Annotated in this window: 19 protein-coding genes; 10 read left to right on the forward strand and 9 right to left on the reverse strand. The window is 69.9% G+C overall.

Translation table 11 applies throughout. From position 1 onward, the window contains the following. Positions 1-223: 223 nt before the first annotated feature. A complete protein-coding gene (locus BLR99_RS00430) occupies positions 224-1909 on the reverse strand; it encodes an AMP-binding protein (protein WP_046059816.1) in 1686 nt (561 codons plus the stop codon). 226 nt (positions 1910-2135) lie between these two features. On the opposite strand from BLR99_RS00430, the gene BLR99_RS00435 reads away from it, so the two are divergent. Next, the gene (locus BLR99_RS00435) at positions 2136-3056 is read left to right on the forward strand and encodes an esterase/lipase family protein (protein ID WP_046059850.1); all 921 of its coding nucleotides are present in this window, start codon (positions 2136-2138) and stop codon (positions 3054-3056) included. Between the two features lie 31 nt (positions 3057-3087). Here the strand turns inward: BLR99_RS00435 and BLR99_RS00440 are convergent, their stop codons facing one another. The 6 genes from BLR99_RS00440 to BLR99_RS00465 all read right to left on the reverse strand — a co-directional run bounded on the left by BLR99_RS00440 (position 3088) and on the right by BLR99_RS00465 (position 8952). Continuing rightward, on the reverse strand, positions 3088-3474 hold the full coding sequence (locus BLR99_RS00440; protein WP_046059817.1) for a hypothetical protein: 387 nt from the start codon (positions 3472-3474) through the stop codon (positions 3088-3090). Positions 3475-3691: 217 nt separating this feature from the next. Continuing rightward, positions 3692-4531 carry a phenylalanine 4-monooxygenase gene (gene phhA, locus BLR99_RS00445; RefSeq protein ID WP_041827599.1) on the reverse strand — a complete coding sequence of 280 codons (840 nt, stop codon included), beginning with the start codon at positions 4529-4531 and terminating at the stop codon, positions 3692-3694. 58 nt (positions 4532-4589) lie between these two features. After that, positions 4590-5558 (reverse strand): Bug family tripartite tricarboxylate transporter substrate binding protein, encoded by a 969-nt coding sequence (locus tag BLR99_RS00450; RefSeq protein WP_017439055.1) that lies wholly within the window; start codon positions 5556-5558, stop codon positions 4590-4592. Between the two features lie 110 nt (positions 5559-5668). Further along, positions 5669-6805: a 4-hydroxyphenylpyruvate dioxygenase gene (gene hppD / locus BLR99_RS00455; RefSeq protein WP_011797205.1), complete on the reverse strand. Its 1137-nt coding sequence runs from the start codon at positions 6803-6805 to the stop codon at positions 5669-5671. Positions 6806-6969: 164 nt separating this feature from the next. Continuing rightward, entirely contained in the window at positions 6970-7971 is a 1002-nt protein-coding gene (locus tag BLR99_RS00460) for a lipase chaperone family protein (RefSeq protein ID WP_228193953.1), read from the reverse strand. A 24-nt stretch (positions 7972-7995) separates the two neighbouring features. Next, positions 7996-8952 carry an esterase/lipase family protein gene (locus BLR99_RS00465; protein ID WP_048857664.1) on the reverse strand — a complete coding sequence of 319 codons (957 nt, stop codon included), beginning with the start codon at positions 8950-8952 and terminating at the stop codon, positions 7996-7998. 165 nt (positions 8953-9117) lie between these two features. Here BLR99_RS00465 and BLR99_RS00470 point away from each other — a divergent pair, with 165 nt between their 5' ends. The 5 genes from BLR99_RS00470 (at position 9118) to lnt (ending at position 13338) form a co-directional block, all read left to right on the forward strand. After that, positions 9118-9600, forward strand: a complete 483-nt coding sequence (locus tag BLR99_RS00470; RefSeq protein ID WP_013596422.1) for an Lrp/AsnC family transcriptional regulator — start codon at positions 9118-9120, stop codon at positions 9598-9600. 159 nt (positions 9601-9759) lie between these two features. Further along, positions 9760-10428: a GNAT family N-acetyltransferase gene (locus tag BLR99_RS00475; RefSeq protein WP_074686535.1), complete on the forward strand. Its 669-nt coding sequence runs from the start codon at positions 9760-9762 to the stop codon at positions 10426-10428. Then, on the forward strand, positions 10425-10604 hold the full coding sequence (locus tag BLR99_RS22350) for a hypothetical protein (RefSeq protein ID WP_133246128.1): 180 nt from the start codon (positions 10425-10427) through the stop codon (positions 10602-10604). The genes BLR99_RS00475 and BLR99_RS22350 overlap by 4 nt, the downstream gene beginning before the upstream one ends. A gap of 242 nt (positions 10605-10846) precedes the next feature. Continuing rightward, positions 10847-11731 (forward strand): CorC family transporter, encoded by an 885-nt coding sequence (locus tag BLR99_RS00480; RefSeq protein WP_011797200.1) that lies wholly within the window; start codon positions 10847-10849, stop codon positions 11729-11731. A gap of 2 nt (positions 11732-11733) precedes the next feature. Then, complete coding sequence (gene lnt, locus BLR99_RS00485) at positions 11734-13338, forward strand: apolipoprotein N-acyltransferase (protein WP_048857663.1); 1605 nt, start codon at positions 11734-11736, stop codon at positions 13336-13338. 51 nt (positions 13339-13389) lie between these two features. Here the strand turns inward: lnt and BLR99_RS00490 are convergent, their stop codons facing one another. Continuing rightward, positions 13390-14328, reverse strand: a complete 939-nt coding sequence (locus tag BLR99_RS00490) for a LysR family transcriptional regulator (RefSeq protein WP_048857662.1) — start codon at positions 14326-14328, stop codon at positions 13390-13392. Between the two features lie 142 nt (positions 14329-14470). On the opposite strand from BLR99_RS00490, the gene BLR99_RS00495 reads away from it, so the two are divergent. The 3 genes from BLR99_RS00495 to fabB all read left to right on the forward strand — a co-directional run bounded on the left by BLR99_RS00495 (position 14471) and on the right by fabB (position 17579). Then, positions 14471-15568, forward strand: coding sequence for an asparaginase (locus tag BLR99_RS00495; protein WP_011797197.1), 1098 nt, complete (start codon positions 14471-14473; stop codon positions 15566-15568). Positions 15569-15813: 245 nt separating this feature from the next. Then, complete coding sequence (gene fabA, locus BLR99_RS00500; RefSeq protein WP_011797196.1) at positions 15814-16356, forward strand: 3-hydroxyacyl-[acyl-carrier-protein] dehydratase FabA; 543 nt, start codon at positions 15814-15816, stop codon at positions 16354-16356. After that, on the forward strand, positions 16353-17579 hold the full coding sequence (gene fabB, locus BLR99_RS00505) for a beta-ketoacyl-ACP synthase I (RefSeq protein WP_017438675.1): 1227 nt from the start codon (positions 16353-16355) through the stop codon (positions 17577-17579). The genes fabA and fabB overlap by 4 nt, the downstream gene beginning before the upstream one ends. On the opposite strand, the gene BLR99_RS00510 is transcribed toward fabB, so the two are convergent. Further along, the gene (locus tag BLR99_RS00510) at positions 17573-18616 is read right to left on the reverse strand and encodes a c-type cytochrome (RefSeq protein WP_017438676.1); all 1044 of its coding nucleotides are present in this window, start codon (positions 18614-18616) and stop codon (positions 17573-17575) included. The two genes, fabB and BLR99_RS00510, sit on opposite strands and share 7 nt — an antisense overlap. 353 nt (positions 18617-18969) lie before the next feature. Between BLR99_RS00510 and glyQ the strand changes: the two genes are divergently transcribed. Beyond that, complete coding sequence (gene glyQ / locus BLR99_RS00515) at positions 18970-19914, forward strand: glycine--tRNA ligase subunit alpha (protein ID WP_011797193.1); 945 nt, start codon at positions 18970-18972, stop codon at positions 19912-19914. The last annotated feature ends 16 nt before the right edge of the window (positions 19915-19930 follow it).

The raw sequence follows: 19930 nt of genomic DNA on the forward strand, positions 1-19930 counted from the left end.
TGCAACACCGGAATGCATGGCATCTCCGTCGGGGCGGGTTGAAATTGTTTACATCTGGATGCAAAAAAGGGCCGGTTCCCACGAAAGCGGCCCTTGCCAAGTCACGCGAAGCGGGGCGCCAGGGAGCCGCCCGTGGCAGGCCCGGACGCTTCTTCAGGGCTTCAGGCCCGGATCCCCGGTGCCGCAGCCGGGGCGGCCGCCTGCCGCGAACACCGCCCCGCGGCTACTGAGGCGAGCGCAGTTCTCGCCGCAGGATCTTGCCCACGTTCGTCTTGGGCAGCGCATCCCGGAACTCGATGTGGCGCGGGCGCTTGTACCCGGTGAGATGCTCGTTGCAGTACCGCGCCACGGCTTCCTCGGTGAGCGCCGGGTCGCTGCGCACCACGAAGACCTTGATCGCCTCGCCCTGCTTCTCGTCGGGCACCCCGATGGCCGCGCACTCGAGCACGCCCGGGCACAGGGCGATGACCTGTTCCAGCTCGTTGGGGAACACGTTGAAGCCGGAAACCAGGATCATGTCCTTCTTGCGGTCGATGATGCGCGTGTAGCCCTGTTCATCCATCACGCCGATGTCCCCCGTGCGCAGGAAACCGTCGGCCGTGAAGGCGCGGGCGTTTTCCCCGGGTTGCTGGTGGTAGCCCGACATCACGTTCGGGCCGCGGATGCAGATCTCGCCGGACTGGCCCACCGGCAGGCTCTCGCCCGCGTCGTCCTTGATGGCGATGTCGATGCCGGGCAGCGGCAGGCCGATGGTGCCCGTGAACTCCGTGTTGTCCACGGGATTGTTGGTGCCGATGGCGCAGGTCTCGCTCATCCCCCAGCCTTCGATCATGGTGTTGCCCGTCACCTTCTGCCATTGCCGCGCGGTGCTCTCCGAAGCGGCCATGCCGCCCGCCTGCGACACGCACAGGTGCGAGAAATCGAGCGTGCGGAACTCCGCGTTCTGCAGCAGCGCGTTGAAGAGCGTGTTCACCGCGGGCAGCAGGTGGAAGGGACGCTTCTTCAGCACCGCCACGAGCTTGGGTATGTCCCGCGGGTTCGGGATCAGCGTGAGGTGCGAGCCCTGGCGGATGGCCAGCAGGCACAGCGTGAGCGCGAAGATATGGTAGAGCGGTAGCGCCGCGATGCTGTTGGCCTGGCGCACGTCGCCGATGCGGGCGAGCGCCGGCGTGAACCAGGCCTCCGCCTGGAGGGTGGCCGCAACGATGTTGCGGTGCGTGAGCACCGCGCCCTTCGACAGCCCCGTGGTGCCGCCCGTGTACTGCAGGAACGCGGCGGAATCGAGCCTGGCGGTGCTGGGTGCGAGCGCGTGCCGCGCGCCCTCGGCCAGGGCCGCGGGCAGCGTCGTCACGCGGCGGCCGTCCGACAGGGGGAGGTCGAAGGCGGGCACCATGCGTGCGAGATGCCGCACCGCGAAGGTGAGCCAGCGCCCGCGCACGGGCCCGAGCAGGTCGCCGAACGCGGTGAGCACCACGTGCTTCACGGCCGTGCGCTCCACCACCTCGGAGAACGTGCGCGCGAAGTTCTCGAGGATCACGATCGCCTCCGCGCCCGAGTCGCGCAACTGATGCTCCAGCTCGCGCGGCGTGTAGAGCGGGTTCACGTTCACGCAGGTGTAGCCGGCGCGCAGCACCGCGGCCATGGCCACGGCGAACTGCGGCACGTTGGGCAGCATGATCGCCACGCGCGCGCCCTGCGGCAGTCCCTGGGCCTGCAGCCACGCGCCCAGCCGGGTGCTCAGGCGGTCCAGCTCGGCATAGTCCATCCATTGCTCCATGCAGACCGAGAAGGGATGGTCCGCATGGCGGCGCAGCGATTCCTCCAGCAGGTGCGCCACCGAGCGGTAGCTTTCGGGATCCACTTCGTGCGGCACGCCGGGGGGATAGTTCTTCAGCCAGATCCGGTCCATGGATTCGTCTTCCTTTCGCGCTCCGCCGGACAGCGGGCGGTTGATGCGGCATTGCAGGGGCGCAAGGGCCGATTGGCGGGAGCCGCCGACGATTGTGGAAACCCCTGCGCGCCTGTCCATCGGGTCAGTCCCAGGGCTTGGGCCTTGTGCGCGTCTTCGCGTCTCCTGTGTGACAGGATCCGGACTGGACGAGGGCACGATCGGCCCGGCACCGGAAAGGAACGACGTGACGAATGCAAGATGGCAGCGGTGGATGGTGATGGCGCAGCTCGCGCTGGCCGCGGGCTGGCTGGGGTGGCTCTGGCCCCTGTCACCCGCCGGGGCGTTGGCCGGCGCCGCCCTCTGGCTGGTGGGACCCCGTCTCTGGCTGGGACTGCAGTTCCTGGTCATGCTGCGTGCCAACCGGGGCGATCCGGTACCGGCCCCTCCTGCGGGGCGTGTGCTGCGTGCCTGGTGGGCGGAAACCCGGTGGGCGAGTTGGGTGTTCGGATGGTGGCAGCCCTTTCGCCATGCGGCCGTGCCGGACTGGCTGCCTCCACCCGCGGTGGCCGGCGCCACCGCGACGCCGCGCGGGGTCGTGCTGGTGCATGGATTCCTGTGCAACCGCGGCTTCTGGATGCCCTGGTTCGCGCTGCTGCGCCGCCGCGGCCATGCGTTCGTGGCCGTGACGCTGGAGCCGCCCTTCGGTGCGATCGACGACTACGCTGCCACCATCGACGCGGCCGTGCGGCGGGTGACCGAAGCCACGGGACGGCCTCCGCTCGTGATCTGCCACAGCATGGGCGGCCTTGCGGTCCGGGCCTGGCTGCGCGCCTGCGGCGAGACGGGCATCGGCCGGGTGCATCGCGTGGTCACGCTCGGCACGCCGCATGGCGGCACGGAAGCGGCCCGGCTCAGCCGCTCGGCCAACGGCCGGCAGATGGTGCCGGGGCACCCGTGGCTGCAGGCCCTGGACGCGTCCGAGCCGCCGTCCGTGCGCGCACGCTTCACCTGCTTCCACTCGGACTGCGACAACGTGGTCTATCCCGCCAGCACGGCCATGCTGGCCGGGGCGGACAACCGCTTCGTGGCCGGTGCGGCCCACGTGCACGTGGCATTCCACCCGGACGTGGTGCGTGCGTGCCTGGAAATCGCGGGGCAGCCCTGACGACGGCTGCCCGGCTCCGCAGCGGTGCGTTTCAGGCGGCGAGCGGTTGCCGGTGCAGCAGCGTACCGGAGCGCGCCGCCAGCAGTGCCTCCGCTGCCGGGCGCGGACTCCAGAGCGGCGTGCCATGGGTGGCCTGCCGCGAGGCGCGGGCCTGCCCCTGGGCATGGAACTGCGGCGGCAGCCGGCCATGCCGGGCGAACCCTTCCGGCCCCGCCAGCAGGCCCGCGGCGGCGCGTGGCGCCATCGAGGCGGCCGACGACGTGCGGCGCGCGACGCCGGGCACGGTGGGTTCGGGCGCGGCGGAGGGAAAGCGCCGTACCAGCGGCGCGACGGGGGCGACGCGGCCTTCCAGGGCCGCGGACGACAGGCCTGGAGGCGGACGCAACAGATTGGATGTGATGCCGGAGACACGGGTCATGGCGGCTTCCTCGTGCAAGAAGGGGCCGGCAGCGCCGTACGGGGCGGTCCCGCGCGGCGGCGGGCGCGGCAAAAAAGGTTGGCTGCCATCCTCGCCGTTCCTCGGCACTCCCGCCCCGCGCCACCCGAAACGTATTGCCGGCGCACGAAGTCATCCGGCAGGGCGCCTTCCAACGCAGGCCGGCCCTTCCCGGCCCTGCGCGGTCCTCCGGCGCCCCTCAGGCCGCCACGGCCTCGCGCTCGTCCGCGGCGAACTCGGCCTGCCCGCGCAGGCGCTCGTACACCGGCCCGAAGTCCGGCTCCGTCATCGCGAACAGCTGCTCGAAGCTGTCGATCACGAAATACGTCTGCTGGTAGGTGTCGATCTTGTAGCGCGTGCGCATGGTGCGTTCCAGCTGCAGCGGCAGGCGCTGCGGCTCGGGGCTGTTCACCGAATATTCCAGTTCGCCGGAGGAGCTGAGGATGCCCGCCCCGTAGGCACGCAGCGCACCGCGTTCGCGGATCAGGCCGAATTCGATCGTGTACCAGTACAGGCGCGACAACATCTCGCAGGCACCCAGCCCGTGCGCCTTCAGGCCCCCCTGGCCGTAGCGCTGCACATAGTCGGCGAACACCGGGTTGAAGAGCAGCGGCACGTGCCCGAACAGGTCGTGGAAGATGTCCGGCTCCACGATGTAGTCGAACTCCTCGGGCGTGCGGATCCAGTCCGTCACCGGAAACTTGCGGTTCGCCAGCAGCGTGAAAAAGGGCACCTCGGGAATCAGGCCCGGGACGCCCACGATCTCCCAGCCCGTGGCGCGCTGCAGCCGCTCGTTGATCTCGTCGAAGCGCGGGATGCGGTCGCTCGCGCCCAGCGAGGGCAGGGCGGCGATGAAGGCCTCGCTCGCGCGGCCCGGCAGCAGCGCCGACTGGCGGGCGTACAGGCGCCGGTAGGTGTCGTGGTCCTGCGGCGTGTAGGCCGCATAGTCCTGCGCGCAGGTGTAGTCGCTGCCGGCGCGGGCATAGTCGCCGCGCGGGGGGCGGTCGGATTGGCCGTAAACGACGGGGGCTTGTCCCATGGCATGTCTCCTGGTTATGCAATGCGCGGGAATGCCCATGCCAGGGCGCCCCGCGCTGTCAGTCCATCTTGATCTTCGCGGCCTTGATCAGGAAGCCGTACTTCGCGTGCTCCGCGCGCACGAACTGGCCGAAGGTTTCCAGCGTCAGGTCCTCGGCGTCGATGCCCATCTCCTTGAGCTTCTGCGCACTGTCGGGCTCCTTCATCGCCGCGGTGATGGCCGCCGCATAGCGGCGGGCATCCTCATCGGGCAGCGAGGCCGGGGCGAACAGCCCGAACCACGTCACCACGTTGAATCCCGGCACCTCGTCGTTGATGCTGCGCACGTCCGGCAGCTCGTCGTCCCGGCCCAGGCTGGTCACGCCGAGGGCCTTGAGCTTGCCGGCCTTGACCAGCGGCAGCGACGAGGCGAGGTTGTCGAACAAGAACGCGACCTCTCCCGACTGCAGGGCTTTGAGCGCGGGCGCGGATCCCTGGAAGGGCACGTGCGCCACGCGCGTATTGGTGAGCGACTTGAACATCTCGGCCGCGATGTGGCCGATGCTGCCGTTGCCGCCCGATCCGTAGCGCAACTGGTCGGGGTTCTTCTTGAGGTACTGCACCAGCTCCCCGGTCGTGCGGATGCCCAGCGACTTGGCACGCTCCGCTTCCATGACGAGCACGTTGGGCGTGCGCGCCACGAGCGCGATCGGCTTGAAATCCTTCAGCGGGTCGTACGGGAAGCCTGCCTGCAGCCACGGATTCACCGCATGCGTGGCGACCGCGCCCATCACCAGCCAGTTGGCGTCCTTCGGAGCCTTGGCCACCAGCGCCGCGCCCGTCGTGCCGCCGGCGCCCGGCTTGTTCTGCACCTCCACGGGGCCGAGTGTGCCGCGCACGCCCTCCGCCACGATGCGGGCGGACGCGTCCACGGGCCCGCCCGCGGGGTACGGAACGACGATGGTCAGCGGCGCCGAGGCGTTCTGGGCCTGGACGCTCCAGGCCCCTCCCGCCAGCAGGACGGCCAAAAGGTAACTGCGGCGCAACATGGGTGTCTCTCTCTCTCTCGTGCTCATTGGGACGGCGCAGTATAGAGACGGGGGCCATGCCGATGCAGTTGGTTACGTCAATCGGCCTGCCAATGGCTTTAGGCGTTCTTTCAGGCGCCCTGCAGCACCCCGCGGCGCATCTGGTCGAGCTCGATGCTCTCGAACAGCGCCTTGAAGTTGCCGTTGCCGAAGCCGTCGTCCCCCTTGCGCTGGATGAACTCGAAGAAGATCGGGCCGAGCTGGTTTTCGCTGAAGATCTGCAGCAGGATCGCGTCCTTCTTGCCGTCGATCAGGATCTTGCGCTTGTGCAGCTCTTCCACGCTCTCGCCGTGGCCGGGAATGCGCTTGTCCACCAGCTCGTAGTAGGTGTCGATCGTGTCCAGCAGGCGCACGCCGGAGCCGCGCAGGGCGTCCACCGTGGCGTAGAGGTCGTCCGAGCCCATGGCGATGTGCTGGATGCCCTCGCCGTTGTACATGTCCAGGTATTCCTGGATCTGGCCGGCCTTTTCCTTGCCCTCTTCGTTGATCGGGATGCGGATCTTGCCGCAGGGGCTGGTCATGGCCTTGCTCTTCACGCCGGTGACCTGGCCTTCGATGTCGAAGTAGCGGATCTCGCGGAAGTTGAACAGGCGCTCGTAGAAGTTCGCCCATTCGATCATCCGGCCGCGGTGCACGTTGTGCGTCAGGTGGTCGATGTAGGTCAGGCCGTGGCCCTTGGGATTCAGCGCCTCCTCGGCGGTCACGCCCGGCAGCGGCTCGAAATCGACGTCGAAGAAGCCGATGTTGCCGATGTCGCCCGGTTGCGCGCCGTTCTTGCCGCGCCAGCGGTCCACCAGGTAGATCAGGCTGTCGCCGATGCCCTTGATGGCGGGAATGTTCAGCTCGCCCGGGCCGGCCTGGCCGGCGTAGCCCCAGGCACCCAGGTTCAGCGCGCGCTCGTAGGCGGCCTTGGCGTCGTGCACGCGGAAGGCGATGGCGCAGACGCTGGGGCCGTGCAGCCGCGCGAAACGCTGCGCGAAACTGTCGGGCTCGGCGTTGATGATGAAGTTGATTTCGCCCTGGCGGTAGAGCGTCACGTTCTTGTGGCGGTGGCGCGCCACGGGCTTGAAGCCCATGCCCTCGAACACCCGGCCCATGGCCTGCGGATCGGGAGCGGCGTATTCGATGAATTCGAAGCCGTCGGTACCCATCGGGTTCTCCCAGGCGGCGGTGTCCTGGACGGCGGGGTGGGGCAGCGGGGTGTTCATGCGTTGTCTCCGGGGTTGGCGCGTTGATCTGCGTCATGCCACTGTAGGCGCACGCAGGCTCATGTTTCTGGCATAAACATCGCAACGTTGCCGGGCCTGTGCAGGAAAACTGCGTCAAGGGGCCAGGCGGCGCAGCCGGCGGCCGCCTGGTGTCCGCCTGGCGGTCATTTCATGGCCATGGAGCCGGCCTCAGCTCCCGCTCGCTGTACCGGGGCGCGTGGATCGCAGCGCCAGCGCCCTTCCACGCGCAGTCGCTCCTCGGGCGTGAACAACTGCTCGCGCAGCTTCTGCAGCGCCGGACCGTCGCCCTGTGCGGCCCGCGCCTGCTGGTACTGGTCCAGCCGCTGCTGCCACTGCCGCTCCTCGCCGTCCAGGCGCGCCAGGGCGTCGGCGGCCGCCGCTCCGTAACGGGCGCTGCGCTCCGCATGGCGCGTCGCGTCGTCGGCCTGGCGGGCATCGAGCGCCGCCGTCTGCTCCGCCACCGCCTGCGGCGTGGCGTAGGCCTGGCGGGCGGCGCGCAGGTCGGCGGGCAGCGCATCCTCGGCGGCTTGGAGCGCCCGGGCCTTCTCCTGCGGAGAGCGGCCGGTGTCCTGCAGGATCTCCAGCCGCGCGAGCGTGTGGCGGTCCAGCACTGCTTCGCCCCCGAACAAGGCGGCCGCTTCGCCAGGCTCGAAGAAACGCTCGCGCAGCCGGTCGCGCTCCTCCATGGAGGCCCGCAGCGCCTTCGGGTCGGACAGGTCCGCAGGTGGCGTCACCGTGCCGAGCGCCGCGCGGTAATCCACGTAGCGGCCGGCCAGCGCCAGGGCACGCGCACGCACCGCCGCCGGGAAATGGCGGTCCACCAGGCCCTCCAGCCGGCGCTTGAGCGTGGCCGCGTCGGTGGTCGGCCCGGCGTCCAGGGCTTCCTGCAGCAGGGTTTCCAGCGTGTCGCGCAACCCTGCGCCCAGCAGCGGGTCGGTCTGGAGCGCCTCCAGCTCTGCCGTGGAGCGGGAGGCCAGGAACCGCGGATCGGGCCCGCCGGACGGCCGGCGCGCGGATGCGGAGGCGTCCGCCACCAGGCGGGTTGCAGGGCGCGCCCCCGCCTCTCCGGCTCCGTACGCCGTAGCGCGCTGCGCCCACCAGCCGGCCAGGCCCAGCGCCGCGGCCGCCAGCAGCGCAGCAGCCATGCGCCCGCGTGCCGCCGCCATCGCTCAGAGCCCCTGCTGCTTCAGCCGGTTGGCGTGCTGGCGGTAGAGCGTCACCGGGTCGGGAGAGAACAGGTGCCGCAGCCCCACCATCTGGTTGATTTCATCGAGGTGGTTCTGGCGGTAGTCCCCCAGGTGCCGGCCCAGCCGCGAGGAGCAGGCGGACACCAGCCCGTCGTTCGCCTCGCCATGCACCGGCGCCAGCAGGGCCAGGCCCGCGTCGCTCGGGTCGAGCACGTTCGTGACCGGCTGCGTGCCCGTCCAGGAGTAGTAGCGCACGCCGTTCACCACGTCGGCGCCGTTGCCGCAACCGCTGGCCAGCCCCTGCGGAAAGCGCCGGTTGAAGTCCGCCGCGCCGGCCGTGGTGAGCGAGTCGAGCGCCGCCGTCGGCTTCTGCGGCAGGCCGGAGCCGCCCGATGCCGCGCTGATCACCTGCGCGAGCGCACCGGCCGCGGCGCTCGCCACCGATTCGGACACCGAGCCCGGCGGCGCCACGCCGCGCACCACGTCCGCCACGCGGGAGCCCTTGTTCACCCCGCCGATCGACGTGACCGATGCCACGAGCTGCGGCGCCACGCCCGCCACGTAGCGGATGGTCGGGCCGCCGTGGGAATGACCGACCAGGTTCACCTTGGCTGCGCCCGTGACCGCCAGCACCTGCTTGACCTGGGCGAGCAGTTGCTCGCCGCGCACCTCGGTGCTGTTGGTGGCCGACACCTGGGCCACGAACACCTGCGCGCCGTCCCTGCGCAAGGCATCGGGAATGCCGTAGAAATAGTCCACGCCCAGGGCCGAGTCGAACCCGAACAGGCCGTGCACCAGCACGATGGGATAGCGCGTCTGGGTGTAGCCGCTCTGCGCATGGGCGGCCGGCACGGTGAATGCGCAGCCCAGGGAAAAGGCGAGGGCGGCGCGCGCCGCCAGCGCCCTGAAGCGGCCGAGGCCGCGAAGGGTTCCGTTCATGGTTGCTTGTCTCCGTCGTTGTAGTGATGCGCACAAAAAAGAACGACCGTTCTTTTTTGTGAATTCCATTATTCGCCGCCCATGGCCGCGTTCCACCCGGACAAACCCGGGGAGGGCGCCGGCGGGCCGTGCCCGCACACGCGGGGCTTCGTAGAATCCTGTGCCATGAGCGCTTCCCACGCACTGGACCGGCTTGATCGGGCGATCCTGCGCTGCCTTCAGGACAACGGCCGCGAAACCTACGACGTCATCGGCGAACAGGTGGGCCTGTCGCCCAGCGCGGTGCTGCGCCGCGCCAAGCGCCTGGAGGATGCCGGCGTGATCGACCGCTACGTCGCCCTGGTGCGTCCGGAGGCCGTGGGCCTGGGCCTCACGGCCTACCTCAACGTCCGCCTGGAAAAGCACACCGAAAGCCACAAGCGCAACCCCATGGACCTGTTCCGCGCGAGCGTCCAGACCTGGCCCGAAGTGGTGGAGTGCTCCGCCCTCACCGGCGAGATGGACTACCTGCTGCGCGTGGTCGTGGCCGACATGGCCCACTACAGCCGGTTCATCATGGACACCCTGCTCAAGCACCCCAGCGTGCAGGACTGCAAGACCAGCTTCGTGCTCGACCGCGTGAAGAGCACCACCGCGGTGCCCGTCTGACACATTGGCGACAGATGTTTGCCATTGAATAAGTAGCAACCGAGCGCCGAGGGCAGGGCGTCTGGAACTGCCCGTGCCCGAGAGTTCGGAAGGCCGGCGTGTGCGTGGTTTCCAGGCCACGGCACGCCATGCGCTAGGGGAAAACCCTAAAATTCGCGCATGCCCGCGCCTGCCACCGACACCCACCCCCCGCGCCAGCCCGTGCGGCGCGGCGCGCCTGTCGTGGTGCCGATCCGCTCGCTGGGCCCCGAGCACCGTGGACGCATCGCCGTCCACCTGCTGCGCCTGGAGCCCGGCGGCCGCTACCTGCGCTTCGGCTACGCCGCATCGGACGAACAGGTGCTGCGCTACGTGCAGCAGCTCGACTTCGTGCGGGACGAGGTGTTCGGCATCTACAACCGGCGGCTCGAACTCATCGCCGTCGCCCACCTGGCCTACGGTGACGCGGCCGAGCACCGCAGCTGCGCCGAGTTCGGCGTCTCCGTGCTCGCCCAGGCCCGGGGCCGCGGCTTCGGCGCCCGGCTCTTCGAGCGCGCCGTGATGCATGCGCGCAACCGGGACGTGCGCATGGTGTTCATCCACGCGCTCAGCGAAAACACCGCCATGCTGCGCATCGCCCGCAATGCCGGTGCCGTCGTGCGCCGGGACGGCTCGGAATCCGAGGCCTACCTTGAGATCGCGCCCGCAGGCCTGCAATCGCGCATGGCGCAGAAGGTGGTGCACCGCCTGGCCGAGATGGATTACCAGCTCAAGCGCCAGGCCCGCCAGTTCCGGGCATTTCTTGCGGGGATGCAGGCTGCGCGGAGCGGGACGCCGCCGGGGGCGTGAAGCCTCTTCGCGCTCATCGGAACCTGCCGTCCCGCAAGGCCGTGGCGCGGCCATCGGGCTATCTTGATATCCTCCCCGCCGCCAGCGCCACCACCCCCGCCACCAGCAGCGTCTCCACCATCCCCGACGCCAGCCGCAATCCCACCCGCGCCAGCCTCGCCCACACCGGCACGTGACCTATCTCGTCCGCCTGCCGTGCTGCCTGTGTAGAGGGGCCGCCGGCCGCCATCGCGCATGGCGCCAGCGCCGCCCCGGAAGGCGGCATGACAGGAAGCGGCAGCCCGCAGCGGCCGGGCTGCGCCGGGCGAATTCGTGCCAGGGTATGAGGGCCGGTCCGCGGCACGCCAGCGGGGAGTGTCGCGGGCATCCGCTATCCTTGGAGGCCTGACAACCACCGCACGTCCTGCACACCGAGACCGTGTCCGACCCCCACCCTGCGCGCCCCTCCGACCGCGAAGACAAGCGCACGTTCCTGCAGCGCCTCATCGAATTCATCCATCCCGGCCCCGATTCCAAGGATGAACTGATCGCCACCCTGGCCGAGGCGGAGGACAACGACGTCATCAATGCCGATGCGCGCGTGATGCTCGAACGCGTCCTGCGCATGGCCGAGATGACGGCCAGCGACGTGATGGTGCCTGCGCCGCGCATGGACCTGATCGACATCGACCAGCCGTTCGAGGCGCTGCTGCACCAGGTGATCGACACCGCCCATTCGCGGTTCCCGGTGTACCAGGGGGAGCGCGAGAACATCATCGGCATCCTCATGGCGAAGGACCTGCTCAAGCTGCAGCGGGCGCCCGAGCTGAACCTCCGGGCGTTGCTGCGCTCCGTGGTGTACGTGCCCGAGAGCAAGGGGCTGAACGACCTGCTGCGCGAGTTCCGCGCCAACCGCATCCACATGGCGGTGGTGATCGACGAGTTCGGCCGGGTGGCCGGGCTGGTCACCATCGAGGACGTGCTCGAGCAGATCGTGGGCGAGATCGAGGACGAATTCGACATCCCCGAGGACGAGGGCGACATCTTCGCCCTGGCGGACCGGACCTACCGCGTGAGCGGCGACACGCCCGTGGAGCGCGTGGCCGAGGCCTTCGACCTGCCCGCCCTCGAAGGCTCCGACAAGGACGAGGAGTTCGAGACCATCGGCGGCCTGATCGCGCACGAGCTGGGCCATGCGCCGCGCCGCGGGGAATCGCTGGACCTCGGCGGCCTGCGCTTCGTCGTGCTGCACACCAAGGGCGGCGCGGTGCGCTGGTTCAAGGTGTCGCCGCAGCCCCCGGGCGCCGAACCGGACGCCGGCTGACCATGCTCCTGCAAGCCTATGGCAACGGGCGCCCGCGCGCGCCCGCGGCGCTCCTGTGGACGGCAGCCGTGCTGGCCGGGCTGGCGCAGGCGGCTTCCATCGCCTGGCCCTGGGGCGGCGAGCCGCTCTGGTGGCTGCAGCTCGCCTCGCTGGCAGCCTTCGCGCGCGTCCTGCTGTGGGCGCGCGGGGCAGGGCAGGGGGCCGGTCTCGGCGCCGCCTTCGCCACGGCCTGGCTCGCGGGCACCTTCTGGTGGCTGTTCATTTCCATGCACACCTACGGCGGCCTGGCGGCGCCGCTGGCCGCACTGGCGGTGCTGGCGCTGGCAGCCTTCCTGGGCAGTTACTACGCGGCCGCGTCGGCGGTGTTCGTGCATCTGCGCGACCGCCTTCCGCGCCGCAGGGGCTGGCAGGCCGCCTCCTTCGCCGCGCTCTGGCTGCTGGCCGAACTGGCGCGCGGCGTGTGGTGGACCGGCTTCCCCTGGGGCGCCGGCGGATATGCGCACGTCGAGGGGCCCTTGCGGGTGCTCGCGCGCTGGGTGGGGGTGTATGGCATCGGCGCCGTGGCGGCCCTGCTGGCGATGCTGGCCGTGCAGTTGCGCATCGCCGATCTGCGCCGTCCCCGGTGCTGGGCCGCGGCCGTGGCGCTGGCATGCGCCTGGGCGGGGTTGGCCGCGCAGCGCCACTGCGCGGTGGATCGCTGCGGCACGCCGGTGGCCGCAGCCCCCTCCCTGCTGTCCGTGGCGCTGTTGCAGGGCAATATCCCGCAGGACGAGAAATTCCAGGCCGGCAGCGGCGTGCCCATGGCCCTGCGCTGGTACGGCGATGCGTTGCGCGAAGCGGATGCCGCTCTGGTCGTGGCGCCGGAGACCGCCATCCCGCTGTTGCCCCAGCAGCTGGTGCCGGGCTACCTGGAGTCCATCGCGGAGCGTTTCACCCGCAGCGGCCCGCGGGGCGGCCGGGCCGCGCTGATCGGCATCCCGCTGGGCGACCCGGAGCGGGGCTATACGAACTCCGTCATCGGTTACGCGCCGGGCGGGACGGCGCCCTACCAATATGACAAGCACCACCTCGTGCCGTTCGGGGAGTTCGTCCCACCGTTCTTCCGGTGGTTCACCGAACTGATGAACATCCCGCTGGGTGATTTCAACCGGGGCGGGATGGTCCAGGCGCCCTTCGCCTGGGCCGGGCAGCGCCTGGCGCCGAACATCTGCTACGAGGATCTGTTCGGCGAGGAGCTGGCCGCGCGCTTCGCGGACCGCGCCGCCGCCCCGACGGTGTTCATCAACCTGAGCAACATCGCCTGGTTCGGCGATTCCGTGGCCATCGACCAGCACCTGGCGATCAGCCGCATGCGGGCGCTGGAATTCGAGCGGCCGATGGTGCGCGCCACCAACACCGGCGCCACCGCGCTGATCGACCACCGCGGCGTGGTGGCCGCGCGCCTGCCCTCGGTGCAGCGCGGCATCCTGCGCGGCGAGGTGGAGGGGCGCGACGGGCCGCCCACCCCGTTCGCCTGGTGGGCGGCACGGGCCGGATTGTGGCCGCTGTGGCTGCTGGGCGGGCTGGTGGTGGCCGCGGCGTTCGCGCTGCGCTCCCGCGGACGCTGATACCACGGCATGGGGCCACGGCCGCCGGCCGGCGCCCGGCGTCGCCCCGGATCAGCCGCCGGATGGCACCGGCTGCTCCGCCGAGGGCGCGCCCCGCAGCACCGCGTGCAGCAGCCCCGGCAGCCGTGCCAGCATCCGGGCCGCGTGCCGGTCCGGCGGGCGGTGCTCGGCATGGTAGGCATGCAGGGGAATGGGCGGGAGGTGGCGCAGCGGTACCGCCACTACCGTGGCCGGGTCCAGGTTGCCGGCCGTGAGGAAATCCACCACCGTCCAGCCGAGGCCGCGCCGCACCAGCTCCACTGCCAGTTGCGAGGTCTGCACCTGGATGCCCAGCTCGGTATGCCCCCCCAGGTCCCGGGCCAGTCCGGCCATGGGCCCGCGCATGGGATCGTCGCCCAGCAACTGGATCATCGGCGTGTTGGACAGGAACGAGATCGGGTCGTTGCGGCTCAGGCGCACGGCCCGCTGCCAGATGTCGCGGCCCACCGCGATCGATAGCGGCCCGCTGACCAGGATGGCGCTGCATACCTGCGGATGCGGATGGGGATAGAAGCCCAGGGCGAAATCCACCGTCCGTGTCAGCAGCGCCTGGGCCATCTGGTCGGGGTGCAGCGTGCGCACCTCCACCTTCACGCGAGGGGATTCGCGTGCATGCAGTTCCAGCACGGTGGGCAGGAAGGTGTGCGTGACCGAGGGAATCGCGCCCAGGCGCACCTGCCCGCCCTCGGGCTGGCGCAGGTTGACGGCGGTACGGCGCAGCTCTTCGAGCTGGCGGTGGATCTGGGCCGATGCCGCGAACAGCGCCTGCGCCTCGGGCGTGGGCACCAGGGCCCCGCGGACGCGGTTGAACAGCGGATAGCCGAGCTGCAGTTCGGCATGGGCGATGGTCTTGCTGACGGCGGACGGGGTGATGCTGACGAGTCGGGCGGCGGCGCTCATGTTGCCGGTCTGCATGACGGCCTGGAAGACTTCTAGTTGCCGGAGATTCATGGCATGGGAGGCGGATCGGAGGGGGTGTGAATTCCATTCACACCCGGCCCTGGATTATTCCCCACTGCCGTGTTGTGGCCTTCCTACCATACTGCACCCGTTTCACGGGCTTGTAACAATTAATCAAGGAGATGAACGAGTCATGTTCCCGCAAATGAATATCAAGCGCCTGCTGGCCGGCGCCGCCTTCGCTGCCTGGGGCCTCGTGGCCGGTGCGCAGACGCAGTCCGCCGCCCCCACGCAGCCGGCGGCCAAGCCCAACGTCGTGGTGCTGGCCACCGGCGGCACCATCGCAGGCGCAGGCGCCACGGTCGCCAACAGCGCTTCCTATGCCGCGGCCAAGGTGCCGGTGGACAAGCTGCTGGCAGGGCTGCCGGAGCTGTCCAACGTGGCGGCCGTGAAGGGCGAGCAGGTCTTCCAGATCGCTTCCGAGAGCTTCACCAACGACCAGCTGCTGCAGCTGGGCAAGCGTGTCTCCGCGCTGTCCAAGCAATCCGACGTGGACGGCATCGTCATCACGCACGGCACCGACACGCTGGAAGAGACCGCCTACTTCCTGAACCTGGTCGTCCACACCAACAAGCCCATCGTCGTCGTCGGTTCCATGCGCCCGGGCACCGCCCTGTCCGCGGACGGCGCGCTGAACCTGCTGGAGGCCGTCTCGGTGGCCGCCAGCAAGGAGTCTGCCGGCAAGGGCGTGCTGGTGACCATGAGCGACGAGATCCAGAGCGGCCGCGACGTGACCAAGGGCGTCAACATCAAGACCCAGGCGTTCCGCAGCCAGTGGGGCCCGCTGGGCATGGTGGTGGAAGGCAAGACCTACTGGTTCCGCGCCCCCGTCAAGCGCCACACGATGCAGTCGGAGTTCAACATCGACGACATCACCACCCTGGCGCCCGTGGACATCGTCTATGGATACGGCAACGTGCCGCGCTCGACCATCGATGCCGTGGGCAATTCGGGCGTGAAAGCCCTGATCCACGCCGGCATGGGCAACGGTTCCGTGGCCGACCGCGTGGTGCCTGCCCTGCAGGAGCTGCGCGGCAAGGGCGTGCAGATCGTGCGCTCCTCGCGCGTGGCCGACGGGTTCGTGCTGCGCAACGCCGAGCAGCCCGACGACAAGTACGACTGGGTTGTCGCGCACGACCTGAACCCCCAGAAGGCCCGCATCCTGGCGGCCGTCGCCCTGACCAAGCCCCAGACCAGCCAGGAACTGCAGCGCATCTTCTGGCAATACTGAGCGGCTCGGCCGCACGGCCCGGCGGCACGCCTGCCGCCGGGCCGGATCTCCCGAAGGGCCGCCGTGCGCGGCCCTTTTTATTGCGCGGCGTCAAGCGGGTGCGGCATTCCCGCATGGGGTCTGTCGCCCCCGTGCGGTAGGCGCGTACGCCGCAGACTGGATAATGCGCATCCGCGGCCCTCGGCGATGCAAGGGCCGCGCACACGAAACGCGGCGCTGCGCGCCGACCTGGAGCACGACTGACAATGGCTGAATCCTTTTCCTATGAACAACTGATCGCCTCGGGCGAAGGCAGGCTGTTCACCCCTGACAGCGGACGACTCCCGCTGCCGCCCATGCTGATGTTCGACCGCATCACGCACATCGACGCCGACGGCGGCGCGCACGGGCTGGGGAAGATTCGCGCCGAACTGGACGTGCGGCCGGATCTCTGGTTCTTCGACTGCCACTTCCAGGGCGACCCGGTCATGCCGGGCTGCCTGGGCCTGGACGCGATGTGGCAGCTCATCGGTTTCTACCTGACCTGGCTGCAACTGCCGGGCCGGGGGCGCGCACTGGGCGCGGGCGAGGTCAAGTTCACCGGCGAGGTGGGCCCCAACGTCAAGCTCGTCACCTACGAGATCGACATCAAGCGCGTCATCAAGCGCAAGCTGGTCATGGCGATCGGCGATGCGCGCCTGCTGGCCGACGGCCAGGAAATCTATGTGGCCTCCGATCTGCGCGTGGGCCTGTTCAAGAAGGAAGACGCCGCGGCGGCTGCGCCGGCGCGGGAGGAGGCGGGGGCATGAGCATGAGAAAGCGTGTCGTCATCACCGGCGCGGGCATCGTTTCCTGCATCGGCAACGACCTCGCCACCGTGGAGGCCTCGCTGCGCGAGAGCCGCCCGGGCATCCGTGCCATGCCGAAGTTCACCGAACTGGGCATGCGCAGCCAGGTGGCTGGCGTGCCCGACATCGACCTGGAAGCGCGCATCGACCGCAAGCAGCTGCGCTTCATGGGCGATGCCGCGGCCTATGCCCACATCGCCCTGGAAGACGCCATTGCCCAGTCGGGCCTGGCGCCGGACCAGGTCTCGCACCCGCGCACCGGCCTCATCATGGGTTCGGGCGGAGGCTCGCCCGAGAACCAGATCGAGTCCGCCGACATCCTGCGCTCCAAGGGCATCCGCCGCGTGGGGCCCTACCAGGTCACGCGCTGCATGAGCTCGACCGTCTCGGCCTGCCTCTCGACGAACTTCGGCATCAAGGGCATCAACTATTCGATCACCTCGGCCTGCAGCACGTCCGCGCACTGCATCGGCGCGGCGGCCCAGCAGATCGCCTGGGGCATGCAGGACGTGATGTTCGCCGGCGGCGGCGAAGAGGTCACCTGGGGCATGGGGCTGCTGTTCGACGCCATGGGCGCGATGTCCAGCAAGTACAACGACACGCCCGAGAAAGCCTCGCGCGCCTACGACGCGAACCGCGACGGCTTCGTGCTGTCGGGCGGCGGCGGTGCCGTGGTGCTCGAAAGCCTGGAGCATGCCCAGGCGCGCGGCGCCACCATCCTCGGCGAGGTGATCGGGTTCGGCGCCACGTCCGACGGCGCCGACATGGTCGCGCCCTCGGGCGACGGTGCCATCGCGTGCATGCGCCAGGCCATCGAGGGCCTGGACGCGCCCATCGACTACATCAATACCCACGGAACCTCCACCCCCGTGGGCGACGTGCCGGAACTGCGCGCCATCCGCGCGGTCTTCGGCGACGCGGTGCCGCCGTTCTCCTCCACCAAGTCGCTCACCGGCCACTCGCTGGGCGCCACCGGGGTGCAGGAGGCGATCTACTGCCTCATCATGCTGCAGAAGGGCTTCATCGCCGGCTCCGCCAATGTCGAGACGCCCGACCCCGCCGTGGAAGGCATGCCCCTGGCGGCCGCCACGCGCGAGGCACCGCTGCGTACCGCGCTGTCCAACAGCTTCGGTTTCGGCGGCACGAATGCCAGCCTGGTGCTGCGGCGCTGGGACGGTCAGTAGTTCTCGTTGACGTCGCGGAACGGGCCGAACTTCGCCCGGCGGTAGGCCTGCGGCTGGCCGGGGAAATGCTCCGGGATCGCGAAGCCCTGCGGTCGCAGGGCCGGGTCCGGGTAGAGGCGCAGCCGGTTCGGGTTCTGCAGGCGGGGCGTGGCGTCGTCGTTCAGGAAGGCGGCGATGTCGAGCGCCTGCTCGGGTGTGAGCCGCGGCCGCTCGTAGGAGGTGCCCGAAGGCATCGACGCGCGGATGTAGCGCGCGAGCAGCGGCACCGCGAACATGTGGCCCGCGTTGTCGTAGGTGTCCGTGCCGGCGATCGGCGGAAACAGGTAGCCGCCACCCTGGGCGAAGTCCGGGCGCCGCTGGCCGGTGGCGTCCACGCCGTGGCAGGTGCTGCACATCGAGGCGAACAGCCGCGCGCCGCGCTGCGGGTCGGCCGCCCGCGCGACGGCCGGCATGGGCAGCAGCCCCGTTCGCTCCATGGCGGAATGCGGCACCGTCCCCTGCGCCAGCCAGCGCAGATAGGCCATGATGGACCGCAGCTCGGGCGTATCCGGCCCGATGGGCACGCTGCCGGCGCCGAACATGCCGATGACGCGCTGCTCCAGCGAGATGATCTTGCCGGACTTGATGTCGAACTTCGGATAGTCGTTGACGGCATTCACGAGCGGCAGCGCATAGGGCTTGGTGCCCGGCAGGCCCGACGGGCCGGCCTGGTGGCAATGCACGCAGTTCAGGCTGTTCCAGGACAGGCGCTTCGAGGCGTCCGGCGCCAGCCGGCCGACGCGCGAGGAGGTGTTGCGAAGGAGATCGATGCCCTCTCGGACCGCGTCCCCCTCCGGCCCCGGGGGAAGCCGGGTGGCGTCCGGCTCGCGCCAGGGCTGCGGCGGCCGGGCGGCATGGCGTGCCAGCATGGCCCGGGCCTGTTCGGTGGGAAGGGTGTCGCCCACGTGGTGGGGAGCGATATCGAAGGCGCCGGCGGCCAATGGGATGGCTGCCATTGCAATGGCCAGGGCCTGCAGGCCCGTGCGTTTCACGGTCATCGTCGGGGCTGCCCCGGGGTGACCACCTCGGGGCGGGAAAGTCGTTGTGAATGGGGGGGAAGGCAGCGCGGGCACCGCGGCCTGCGCAGGAATCCAGATGAAAACCAGGGATTGGCCTGCATTGATTCCATTGTGCGGAATATATCCGCACGGCCTCTCGCTGTAAATGCCGGGCCGCCGGCATCCTGCGGCGCGCACCGCCATCCATGCTTGCGAATGCGGCGCCAGCCGGGGTGGAGGCGCGGCAGCCCGGCCCCGTAGAATCCCCGGTTCCGCGCGCTGCGCGACCATCCTCCAAGACCGCGCGCCCGGGCAGACGGCTTGCAGCCGCCCGGCCGCCAGGACACACACGCATGTTGACCTTCCAGCAAATCATCCTGAAGCTGCAGTCGTACTGGGACGCCCAGGGCTGCGCGCTCCTGCAGCCCTACGACATGGAAGTGGGCGCGGGCACCTCGCACACCGCGACCTTCCTGCGCGCGCTGGGGCCGGAGCCCTGGAAGGCCGCCTACGTGCAGCCCAGCCGCCGGCCCAAGGACGGCCGCTACGGAGAGAACCCGAACCGCCTGCAGCACTACTACCAGTACCAGGTGGTGCTCAAGCCCGCGCCGGACAACATCCTGGAGCTGTACCTGGGCTCGCTCGAGGCGCTGGGCTTCGACCTGAAGAAGAACGACATCCGCTTTGTCGAGGATGACTGGGAGAACCCCACGCTCGGCGCCTGGGGCCTGGGGTGGGAGGTCTGGCTCAATGGCATGGAGGTGACGCAGTTCACCTATTTCCAGCAGGTGGGCGGCATCGACTGCAAGCCCGCCACGGGCGAGATCACCTACGGCCTGGAGCGCCTGGCCATGTACCTGCAGGGCGTGGACAACGTCTACAACCTCGCCTGGACCGATACGCTCAAGTACGGCGACGTCTATCACCAGAACGAGGTGGAGCAGTCCACCTACAACTTCGAGCATTCCGACGCCGACTTCCTCTTCACCGCCTTCGCTGCGCACGAGAAGCAGGCGCAGTACCTCATGGGCCAGCAGCTCGCGCTGCCCGCCTACGAGCAGGTGCTCAAGGCCGCGCACAGCTTCAACCTGCTGGACGCGCGCGGCGCCATTTCCGTGACCGAGCGCGCCGCCTACATCGGCCGCATCCGCAACCTCGCGCGCGCCGTGGCCCGCAGCTACCTGGACAGCCGCGCGCGCCTGGGCTTCCCCATGGCGCCCCGCGCCTGGGCCGACGAAGTGCTGGCCGACATCGCCAAGGCCGAGCAGCAGCAATCGCAGAAGAAGGACGCCGCCTGAGGGCGCCGGCACCGCG

Source organism: Paracidovorax citrulli (assembly GCF_900100305.1).
Taxonomy (GTDB): Bacteria; Pseudomonadota; Gammaproteobacteria; order Burkholderiales; family Burkholderiaceae_C; genus Paracidovorax; species Paracidovorax citrulli.